We start from the raw sequence: 10735 nt of genomic DNA, 5'->3' as shown, positions 1-10735 counted from the left end.
ATTCTTATGCCAAAAAAATAAAAAATTAAAGCCCTCTTGATGAGGGCTTTATGCTATTTGCTTTATGATAACTGCATTATGTTATCTGCTCAATAATATCTAATGTTAAGCTATCCATTTCGGTATTCGGTTAATGCTTGATTTGTTATTTTGTTAAATATTGAAGATTTGTTAAGTCTCCAAAATTTTACAAATTTTTAAAAGCTGCAAAGCTATTGTATGTAATGAGCGCTAAAAAACGGTTAATAAATCGTGCGCTTTATGGTTTAAACTTTTAAAATCTATTGTGCAATGTCTGTAAAAATGAGCCATTAATAGCTTTGAACCGCACAAGCCTATGTTAAAATTATGCCCAATATTTATTCATAATGTGATGAGATGATTACTACTATGCCCACAAGAAATTTAGGTGATAGACCAAGAACAGGTGAAGAAGCCCTGCAGTGGCTAAAAAATGGCAATGAAAGATACGTAAAGAGCTTAACAGATCCTGAACATCGGATGCAGGCTCGCCATGAATTAATTTCAGAACAAGATCCTTTCGCTATTATTTTAGGATGTTCCGATGCCCGTGTTCCTGTAGAAATAGTTTTTGACCAAGGTTTGGGTGATTTATTTGTGATACGTGTTGCAGGTAACGTGGTTGCACCTTCTCAAATTGGCTCTATCGAATTTGCAGTGGAGAAGTTCGGTACTCGTCTTGTCGTAGTATTGGGGCATTCACAATGTGGCGCTGTGACGGCTTGTGTAGAGGCGCTATTAAACCCTGAGCAAAACTACACCCCTAATTTGCAGTCTATTGTCGATCGTATTCGTCCAAGTGTTTACAACTTGCACGAATTAGCAAGTGCCAAAGGCGGTGAAATAGATGTGCAGAAGCTTATTAATCACTCTATCAGTGCCAATGTACGTATGTCTGTAAGTCAACTGAAGCATGCTTCACGCTTACTTGAAGACATGAACCATGCTGGTGAGTTGCTAATTGTTGGCGCAGAATACAACTTACAAACCGGCGAAGTAGAATTCTTGCCTATATAAGTATTTATGGATAAGTATGAACAAATAAGCAAGTAAGTAAGTAAGTAATTATGAATCAATGTTGTTTTTTAAATATTATTGTACTCAGTCATTAACTTATATTTTTTGTAATCTAGTGGTCATAACTTACCGGTTTAGTATTATTTATTATAAGGAAAATTATCATGTCAGTTACTCATAGTGATCAGCCAACTACTAGCAATCCAACTAACTATATTGACCAACCTGCTACATCAGTTAAGGTTGACGGTGTGATGCCTATTGCTTCGGTCACTACAGGTTATACCTTTAATCATACTATGTTACGTGTTAAAGACCCAAAAGCATCTTTAGCGTTTTACACGGGTGTGCTGGGGATGACATTACTAACTATTAAAAAGTTTCCAGAGATGGATTTTGACTTGTATTTTTTGGCTAAACTAACCGATGAAGAGCGTTCCAATCTACCATCAAACCAAGATTTAGCTATTTATACCTTCCGTCAGCGTGGTATCTTAGAGCTGACCCACAATTACGGTACCGAAAATTTGGAAGGTCGTATTTACCATGACGGTAATGCTGAGCCGCAAGGATTTGGTCATATTTGCTTTAGCGTACCTGACCTTGATGCTGCCGTAGCTTGGTTTGATCAAAACAATGTAGAGTTCAAAAAGCGCCCTAATGAAGGTAAAATGAAAAACGTGGTATTTATCAAAGACGTGGATGGCTACTGGATTGAAGTTGTTCAAGCAGACTTAATGGGTTAAGCAGGTAGGCTTTTCGTACTAGTTTTGAGCCTGTATAGCTATTAGTTTAAAGCAACTCATTAAAATTTATTGTCAAAATATAGGGAGTTTCATGCCTCAAACTACGGTTACTGAAAAAGTAGGCAATAAGATAAGCGAATACCAATCCATTGCTTCAGCAGGCAATGATATAGTTAACGATTTTATTGTACGCATGCCTTATTTTATAGTGGCACTCATGGTACTGCTATTATTTTGGTTATTTTCTATTATTTTTAAAGGGGTGGTGACTAAGCTGCTTTCTAAGACCCATACCCATCGTAATTTGATACGGGTTTTTCAGCGCTTGGGTGGGGCATTAATTTTCTTTATTGGTTTTATGATCGCCATGGTAATTGCTATACCTGGTTTTACGCCCGCTAAGTTGGTTGGAGCATTAGGTATTGGCTCGGTTGCCATTGGCTTTGCTTTTAAAGATATTTTTCAAAACTTATTGTCCGGTATTTTGCTGCTGCTCTCTGAGCCGTTTCGCATTGGTGATCAGATAATATCCGGTGAATTTGAAGGCACAGTCGAGGATATTAAGGTAAGAGCCACTACCATTCGAACCTATGATGGTAGACAGGTTGTCATTCCCAATTCTCAACTATATACCAGTACCTTAACCGTCAATACCGCTTACAAAAGTCGCCGTTTGGAACTAACCGTTGGCATCGGTTATAATGATGATATTAGACTGGCCAAACAAGCCATACTTAAAGCTTTACAAAAGGCAGAAACTGTTTCTAAGTTGGCTGAGCCCTCTGTGGTGGCAAATGAATTTGGAGACTCTAGTATAAATCTTAAAGTAAGATGGTTTATTGATGATGGCAATCAAGCCAATAAGGTGGCTTCTATTCATGAGGTCATTGTTGAGATTAAAGATCATTTAGATGAGGCGGGCGTTAACATTCCTTTCCCAATCCGTACTTTGGATTTTAGTGATAGTTCAGTTCATGCCTTGGCAGATAAAGTCATCAATTCTCAGCAAAGCATGCAAGGGTTATCAGGTATTGCCAAAGATAAGCATGAGAATACGCATGAAAATACGCATCAAACAAAAGATTAAATAGCTAAAAGTATTAAGCCCTAAATGAAAATTTAGGGCTTAATTTATGGTATCTGTCAAGGTAGTATGGTTCTAAGCAATCTTATGATTGGCTGTCAATACATCCAATGTTATTAGTATCAATATTTAACCAATCATTAGGCTTTAGATAAAAGTCCGTTAATTCATATTCAGCTGTACCTGGTTCAGCCTCATAACGATATTGCCAACCTGTCAAAGGGGGTAAACTTACTAAAATCGACTCGATACGACCATGACTTTGCAAACCGAATAAAGTACCACGATCATATACCAAATTGTATTCTACATATCGGCCACGGCGATACAACTGAAATTCTCGCTGCTGTTCGGTATAAGGGGTGTCTTTACGCTTATTAAAGATAGGCATCATGGCATCAAGATAACCTTGACCCACTGCTTGCATAAGTTTGAAGCAAGTATCAAAATCCCAACCCCGGCTCATACTGTTTACATCATCAAAGAATAAGCCACCGATACCGCGTTGCTCATTACGATGACGTAAATAAAAATAATCATCACACCATTTCTTAAATTCAGGATAAATCTCTTCGCCAAAAGGGGCGCATAGATCATGACAAACTTGATGCCAGTGTATGCAGTCTTCTAATACTGGGTAAAAAGGAGTTAAGTCGAAGCCCCCACCAAACCACCATATAGGCGCTTCACCTTCTTTTTCTGCGACAAAAAAACGAACATTTGCGTGGCTAGTCGGTACATTAGGGTTGCGAGGGTGCACCACCAAAGATACTCCCAAAGCTTGTGCTTCACGGCCAGCGATATCAGGATGGCGAGCAGTGGCCGTGGCAGGCAGGTTATTAATATGAATGTGACTGAACATCACGCCCGCTTTTTCAATAACATTACCATCCGCCATGACACAAGAGCGACCACCACCGCCTTCAGGGCGAATCCAATCATCTGGGATAAACTTTGCCTCTCCGCCACCCTCTGCTTCTTGTTGCTCCAAGGCTTGGCAAATATTGGCTTGCAGCTGAACCAAAAAGTTATGCACCTGCTGGATTTTATGTGCAGTAGTAGTATCACCACTATGCTCAGAGGGGGTCGGTAGAATGTCATTTGTTCCAAAAGCGGAAATCGTCATGCCGTACTCCGTGGACAAGTTATTTATTGGTCTGATATGGGCTTAAATACCAAAGATGAAATGTCACTTGATAAATGATGTCCCATACGCTCACGTTTGGTTGCCAAGTAGTCCACATTAAAAGGATTGAGGCCAACCACTAAAGGAATGCGCTCAACCACATCAAAGCCCAAATCTTCAAGGTAGCTTAGTTTATCGGGATTATTGGTAAATAGACGTAGCTTGGTTATGCCTACATGGTCTAGCATGGGCTTACACATCTCATAAGTTCTGGCATCGGCAGGCAATCCTAACATCAGATTGGCATCTAAGGTATCGTGACCTTGGTCTTGTAACGCATAGGCACGAATTTTGTTGGTCAAACCAATACCACGACCTTCTTGGCGTAGATACAAAATAGCCCCACACCCTTCTTTTTGAATGGCGTGCATAGTGGCATTTAATTGTGGTCCGCAGTCACATTTTAATGATGAAAAAGCATCACCAGTCAAACATTCTGAATGAATCCGTACCAAGGGCGCTGCTTGCTCGGCTGACTTATGTTGCGCTGGGTCTAAAGGTAAGCCACAGGTTAGCATAACATGCTCTTGCTTCTCATCATTCTCAAACACATGGATATCAAATTCTCCATGCACTGTGGGAAGCTTGGCTTTACTAACAAATTTGTAAGGAGATTGGGTTTTGTTTTTTGAAAATTGTTGAGACATTACAGACCTAAGAAGTCATATTCGTGAATAAGGTAGAATTTAGGGTGATATATCAATACAAACTAAGCGTCAATAGTGCTAAGAACCCTACTATACATCCCCATCCGTAGTGAATTACATACATTTTTCACACAGAGAGTCTGATGAATAAAGCGTCAAATGAAAAAAAATGGTATTATGCCATACTCTTTATCCCGATAGAGTATCTGCTTGACCTCGGTATGATTAACTTGCCTTGATTATTTAAAGCTGATTATTTAACCCTAATTAAATCATTCAAGTTATCTAATTTAAATTAACTAACTGGAATTATTTAACTTAAGAAAAATAGGCACAATGGGCTTAACAAGGACTATAAATTATTCTTTGGGATAGGCATACTGGCTTATTCTACCCATTATAACTTATCATATATATTTAATGACGGCAGTTTACGAAATATCAAGGGCGTTAATCATAGTCGCACTTGAGCTATTTGGGGTAATTAATTGTAAATATATACCAAGTGGTATTAGATTTATAAAGTGGTCGTCGATTTAAAAAGTAGCCTTTAATCAATAATCGATACATTGCTTATAATAAGAATACTCGAACGGGTTTTAATCTATGCAGAGGATGCATAGGTCTGTTATTTTAACTGTGTCCTAAAAATTAGTGGACTATTGTCAAAAGTCAGATACATTATTTTTACCCATATTCACCCATACTGATGCTTTACTTATGATTTTGGTAAAATTTCACCGTAATGATAAGCTATCGTTCTATTAAGCAAGCTTAATTGGCTAAATAGACAGCGTCTTTATAATAAGATTAGTAGGTTTTGTAAGGTCTATGCAGCAATATTCTAACTCAACTAAGCCCAAGCCTGCACCCACGCATCAAGTGGATTCACCATCTGAAAGAAGTAGCGTTGATGTGGCGATTTCTGAGGCTGTGGTTAATAAACCAACAGCAATGCGTCTTTTTAGCCAAATTCCATCGTCACGTCCTATTACCCCATTATTAGATACTATAGATTCGCCTGCTGATTTAAAGCCATTAACTCAAGAACAACTATTAACCCTAGCCGATGAGCTGCGTGAATATCTATTGTATTCAGCCGGACAAAGTGGTGGCCATTTTGGTGCCAACTTAGGGGTGGTTGAACTGACACTTGCCTTACATTATTTATTAGACACTCCAAAAGACAAATTAGTTTGGGATGTGGGTCATCAAGCTTATGCGCACAAAGCATTAACCGGTCGTCGAGACCGCTTGGCCACCATACGCGCCAAAAATGGCCTTACTGCATTTCCTGAACGTCAAGAATCAGAGTACGATACCTTCGGAGTCGGTCACTCTTCAACGTCAATCTCTGCCGCTTTGGGCATGAGTCTCGCTTTACGTCATCTTAAGTCGGATGCGAAAGTGGCCTGTGTTATTGGTGATGGTGCTATGACTGGCGGTATGGCTTTTGAAGCGTTGAATGATGCCGTGCAGCAAGATGCAGATTTGTTGGTTGTGCTAAATGACAACGATATGTCGATCTCTTGTTCCATTGGAGGTTTTTCACGTCATTTGGCCTTGCTTTGGGAGTCGGGCTTTCAAGTAGATATTACTGCATCAGGTAAGCCAAAAGTAATACATCGACCAGAAATGCCAATGTCTGAGCGCCGTGCCCGTCATAGTGCCTTACGCGACATCCCTAAAGTAGCTGACAATTTATTTAAAGCCATTGGGTTTAATTACTTTGGCCCGTTTGATGGTCACGACTTACCTGAGCTTCTAAGAGTGCTTGAGCGGGCAAAAAAAGTACCAGGCCCTGTTCTAGTTCATGTTTATACCACTAAGGGTAAAGGCTTCATTCCTGCTGAAGGGGATCCGGTTAAATACCACGCTATTAGTAAAATTCTGCAACAAGCAGAAGCCGAGCAAACGATTGATGCTAATAAACCAAGATTAACTAAAAAGAAATATTCTCAAGTATTTGGAGATTTTCTTTGTGACAAAGCAGCTGTAGATAATAGGTTAATTGCTATCACGCCTGCGATGGAAGAAGGCTCTGGAATGACTGAGTTCGCTCAAAAGTATCCTGAGCAGTTCTTTGATGTGGCGATAGCTGAACAGCACGCGGTTACCTTGGCTGCAGGTATGGCTACTTTAGATGTGAAACCTATTGTGGCGATTTATTCTACTTTTTTACAGCGTGGCTATGATCAACTGATACATGATGTTGCTTTACAAAATCTAGATGTGACCTTTGGTATCGATAGAGCAGGGTTGGTCGGCGAAGATGGGGCGACACATGCGGGTGTATTTGATTTGGCCTATATGCGCTGCGTGCCAAACTTACTAATTGCTACCCCAAAAGATGAAAATGAATGCTATCAGTTATTAAATACTTGTTATGAGTATAAAGGGCCTGCTGCTGTGCGTTATCCTCGTGGCACTGGCCCAGGCGCACAGATAGCTAAGCCTGCTCAGAGTTATCCGCTAGGTAAAGCGGTGATAGAAGCGGTTTATCCGTCGAAACATATGCAACATACAGCAGATAATATTTCAAATAACAATATTTCAAATAACCATATTTCAAATAACCATGATATTAGCAAACTAGCTTTATTGGCTTTTGGTCCCATGGTAGCGACTGCTGATGCGGCTGCAAAAACGCTTATCAATGATGACACTATTAAAACGCTTAGTGAGATTAGTGTGATCAATATGCGCTGGGTCAAGCCACTAGATGCTGATTTACTTGACGGACTAATTGAGAAAGGTTATACCCATATCGTTACACTTGAAGAGCACTCGGTGATGGGCGGGGCAGGCAGTGCAGTCAATGAGTATTTGTTGAATCATACTGATAGTGTTAACGACAAGGTTCATATCAAAAACATTGGCATCGCAGATAGCTTTATTGCACATGGCAGTCATGACGAACAATTGGCCGACTGTGGCTTGGATGTGGCTGGCGTGACGTCACAATTACGTAGCTTGTTTGTGGCAAAATAATAGCCAACGTTTGATTGACTGTATTGTCTACTTTAATGAAGCTATTTAAGCCATGACGCTTATATTATTTAACCTTAGCTAAAAATTTTAGCTAAGTTTCAACTGCTTTAATAGAGCAAATAGGAAAATTATGGAACCAATGGTCGTAATAGCAGCCCGTGCTGCTGAAAAAGTCGGTGCAGAATTATTAAAAGCGCATCTTAATCGTCATAAAATCGAACTCGATATAGAGTCAAAAGGCCTTGAAGGTCTTGTCACTAAGATTGACCGCTTTAGTGAAGAGTTGACGATTGAAACTTTAAAGTTTAACTATCCTAATCATTCATTTTTAGGTGAAGAGTTTGGGCTACAAGAAGGTCAGGGTAGTGATTCAGACTGGTGCTGGATTATTGACCCTCTTGATGGTACTCATAACTTCGTACATGGTGTTCCACATTTTTGTATTTCTATTGCCGTTCAACACAAAGGTGTCACTGAGCATGGTGTGATTTATGATCCTGTGCGTGACGAGATGTTCTCTGCCAGCCGTGGTAAAGGCGCTCGACTTAACCAGCGTCGTTTGCAAGTAAGCCAGCATAAAACCATCGAAGGTGGTCTATTTACAACCGGTCATCCCCTTGAGCGTCAAGAAGGCGACAAAGTGGTGTCTTATGCCAAAGAGCATTTTGCAACCTTACAAAAGATTGCTGAAGAAGGTGGTCAAATTCGTCGTTTGGGTTCAGCGGCTTTGGACTTAGCCTATGTAGCAGCGGGACGTTTCGACGGCTATTTTGAAATGAAATTAAAGCCTTGGGACATTGCTGCCGGTGAGTTAATTGTTAACGAAGCACGTGGTGTCGTCGTGGATCATCATGGCGCTCATAATGCAATGCAGACGGGGTCAATCTTTGCTTGTAATGTTAAACTGTTAAAGCCATTAATGAAGATAGTTGTACCGACTTGGGGTAATGCGGTTCGCTAAGTAAAGCTTGCTTAGCATTTATGCACATAAGACTAAGTCTATAAATACAAGCCCATAAGTCATATTGATTTATGGGCTTTTTTTTGGCTAAATTTGAAGTTGAAACTAAAAAATAAACCTTATCCGAATACCACTGTTTTATTGCCACTGACAATAACTCGATTCTGCACATGCCAGTTCACTGCACGCGCCAGCACATTACGCTCTACATCACGGCCAATGGCTCTCAGTTCAATTACCCCTTGACGGTGCGTCACACGGTGAACGTCTTGTTCAATAATAGGACCTTGGTCTAAGTCGGCTGTCACATAGTGAGCGGTCGCACCAATTAGTTTCACCCCTTTATCAAACGCTTGACGATAGGGGTCTGCACCCACAAAAGCCGGCAGAAATGAGTGGTGAATATTAATGATCTTCATTGGCCAACGATTGACGAAATCTGAGGATAAAATCTGCATATAACGAGCTAAAACCAACAGGTCATTATCAGCCATTAGCTGATGAATTTGCTCTTCGGCTTCTACCTTATTATCCTTGTTCACTGCGACATGATGAAAAGGGATGCCAAAGTTTTCTACAGCTTGGCGCAAGTCATTATGGTTACTGACCACACAGGTAATGTCACAATCTAATAAACCGCGCTGATGACGCCATAATAAATCAAGCAGCGCATGGTCGAACTTAGAAACTAAGATACCGACTTTGGTTTTTATAGCATTATCATGTAGTCGCCACTCCATTTCATAACGCTTGGCTACGGTATGCGAAAAGCTGGCTTCAAAATTCTCAATAATTTCACTAAGACCTGCTAATGCAAACTCTAGACGCATAAAGTATTGACCGCCTTCATGAGCAGTTGAATACTGGTCAAGTGTAATAATGTTAGCGCCATAACGATGAATAAATTCTGATACTGCTTGAACGATACCTGCCTTATCACGGCATTTAATCAGTAGGGTGGCGGTATCGATAGCTCTATTTGGTTTTGAGGTTATGAGTTGTGAATTGTCTGACATAGTAGCCCTAGAGAATAGATAAACTTAATGGTAAGCACGCATTGGTATAATTGTAGCAGCTTATATTATCTTAAATATGCTTACACTACCTTAAATAACTGCTCTGAAATTTATTATAAAAGTTTGATTCATATTAAATTCTAAAAATTAATGCCTCATTATAGAATTCATTGGCTATTTTAATCTTTAATGGCTCTATGGATATAGACAATTCAATGCCTTATAACTAAACTGAAGTTATCGAAAATGTTTACTATGGTTTACGGGTCTTTTAGTTAACAAATCATAAGCTAGCAATAGTAAACCCTAATAAACTTTCTATTAACTCAATGAATAACAAATAAGAAATCTATGTCCATTTATACCAATAATACCAATAGTGCCAACAATACGCATATGACGCAAACTGCCACTTCTAATAACCTAGCTAGCTTCATCTGGTCAGTGGCTGACTTACTACGAGGTGACTTTAAGCAATCTCAGTACGGTCGTATTATACTGCCATTTACCCTACTTCGTCGCTTGGAGTGTGTGCTAGAAGATAGCAAAGATGCTGTTTTGGCTGAGATGCAGCGCTTACAAGAGTTGCCTGAGCAACAAAAGCCAAATAATGAGGAAGCAGAAGCTAGATACTTATTACGTAAGACCAAGGGTCTTGCCTTCTACAACACCTCACCAATGACGTTGGCTAAGATGGGTCAAAGTGATATTGCAGCCAACTTAAGCCATTATATTCAGTCATTCTCAAAAGATGCCCGTGAGATATTCGCCCATTTCAAATTTGAAGAGTTTGTCGGTCAGTTAAACGATGCCAACTTATTGTATAAAGTGGTACAAAAGTTTATGAACATCGATTTGAGCCCAGATACCGTCACTAACCATGAGATGGGCTTGGTATTTGAAGAATTGATTCGCCGCTTCGCAGAAAGCTCGAATGAGACCGCAGGGGAGCACTTCACACCGCGCGATATCGTGCGATTGACTACCTCATTGGTATTTATGGAAGATGATGAAGCACTGAGTAAAGACGGTATCATTCGTACGATCTATGACCCAACAGCAGGTA

Annotated in this window: 9 protein-coding genes; 6 read left to right on the top strand and 3 right to left on the bottom strand. The window is 39.9% G+C overall.

Annotated elements, in window-relative coordinates:
• Nucleotides 1-390 precede the first annotated feature (390 nt).
• From QZ265_RS03035 to QZ265_RS03025, 3 genes are all read left to right on the top strand, one after another.
• A complete protein-coding gene (locus QZ265_RS03035; protein ID WP_296403301.1) occupies nt 391-1038 on the top strand; it encodes a carbonic anhydrase in 648 nt (215 codons plus the stop codon).
• Between the two features lie 254 nt (nt 1039-1292).
• Complete coding sequence (gene gloA / locus QZ265_RS03030) at nt 1293-1784, top strand: lactoylglutathione lyase (RefSeq protein ID WP_296403299.1); 492 nt, start codon at nt 1293-1295, stop codon at nt 1782-1784.
• A 91-nt stretch (nt 1785-1875) separates the two neighbouring features.
• A complete protein-coding gene (locus QZ265_RS03025; protein WP_296403278.1) occupies nt 1876-2871 on the top strand; it encodes a mechanosensitive ion channel family protein in 996 nt (331 codons plus the stop codon).
• Between the two features lie 82 nt (nt 2872-2953).
• On the opposite strand, the gene hemF is transcribed toward QZ265_RS03025, so the two are convergent.
• Together hemF and ribA are read right to left on the bottom strand one after the other, a co-directional pair.
• A complete protein-coding gene (gene hemF / locus QZ265_RS03020; protein ID WP_296403276.1) occupies nt 2954-3994 on the bottom strand; it encodes an oxygen-dependent coproporphyrinogen oxidase in 1041 nt (346 codons plus the stop codon).
• 23 nt (nt 3995-4017) lie between these two features.
• Nucleotides 4018-4701 carry a GTP cyclohydrolase II gene (gene ribA / locus QZ265_RS03015; RefSeq protein WP_296403274.1) on the bottom strand — a complete coding sequence of 228 codons (684 nt, stop codon included), beginning with the start codon at nt 4699-4701 and terminating at the stop codon, nt 4018-4020.
• Between the two features lie 954 nt (nt 4702-5655).
• Between ribA and dxs the strand changes: the two genes are divergently transcribed.
• Together dxs and QZ265_RS03005 are read left to right on the top strand one after the other, a co-directional pair.
• Entirely contained in the window at nt 5656-7692 is a 2037-nt protein-coding gene (gene dxs / locus QZ265_RS03010) for a 1-deoxy-D-xylulose-5-phosphate synthase (protein WP_296403297.1), read from the top strand.
• A 130-nt stretch (nt 7693-7822) separates the two neighbouring features.
• Nucleotides 7823-8653 carry an inositol monophosphatase family protein gene (locus QZ265_RS03005; protein ID WP_296403272.1) on the top strand — a complete coding sequence of 277 codons (831 nt, stop codon included), beginning with the start codon at nt 7823-7825 and terminating at the stop codon, nt 8651-8653.
• A gap of 119 nt (nt 8654-8772) precedes the next feature.
• On the opposite strand, the gene purU is transcribed toward QZ265_RS03005, so the two are convergent.
• Nucleotides 8773-9669 carry a formyltetrahydrofolate deformylase gene (purU, locus tag QZ265_RS03000; RefSeq protein WP_296403270.1) on the bottom strand — a complete coding sequence of 299 codons (897 nt, stop codon included), beginning with the start codon at nt 9667-9669 and terminating at the stop codon, nt 8773-8775.
• Nucleotides 9670-10065: 396 nt separating this feature from the next.
• Here purU and QZ265_RS02995 point away from each other — a divergent pair.
• Nucleotides 10066-10735 (top strand): type I restriction-modification system subunit M N-terminal domain-containing protein (locus QZ265_RS02995; RefSeq protein WP_296403295.1); only part of this gene is annotated, 670 nt, incomplete at its 3' end.

It is taken from the genome of Psychrobacter sp. (assembly GCF_018260395.1).
Classification (GTDB): domain Bacteria; phylum Pseudomonadota; class Gammaproteobacteria; order Pseudomonadales; family Moraxellaceae; genus Psychrobacter.
Note: the sequence above shows the minus strand (reverse complement) of the source record. Positions and strands in the feature narration are given on the sequence as shown.

What these genes read in the sequence shown, in the direction of transcription:
- QZ265_RS03035 (WP_296403301.1), top strand. Translation starts at nt 391, where the DNA reads ATGCCCACAAGAAATTTAGGTGATAGACCAAGAACAGGTGAAGAAGCC.
- gloA (WP_296403299.1), top strand. Translation starts at nt 1,293, where the DNA reads ATGCCTATTGCTTCGGTCACTACAGGTTATACCTTTAATCATACTATG.
- QZ265_RS03025 (WP_296403278.1), top strand. Translation starts at nt 1,876, where the DNA reads ATGCCTCAAACTACGGTTACTGAAAAAGTAGGCAATAAGATAAGCGAA.
- hemF (WP_296403276.1), bottom strand. Translation starts at nt 3,994, where the DNA reads ATGACGATTTCCGCTTTTGGAACAAATGACATTCTACCGACCCCCTCT.
- ribA (WP_296403274.1), bottom strand. Translation starts at nt 4,701, where the DNA reads ATGTCTCAACAATTTTCAAAAAACAAAACCCAATCTCCTTACAAATTT.
- dxs (WP_296403297.1), top strand. Translation starts at nt 5,656, where the DNA reads ATGCGTCTTTTTAGCCAAATTCCATCGTCACGTCCTATTACCCCATTA.
- QZ265_RS03005 (WP_296403272.1), top strand. Translation starts at nt 7,823, where the DNA reads ATGGAACCAATGGTCGTAATAGCAGCCCGTGCTGCTGAAAAAGTCGGT.
- purU (WP_296403270.1), bottom strand. Translation starts at nt 9,669, where the DNA reads ATGTCAGACAATTCACAACTCATAACCTCAAAACCAAATAGAGCTATC.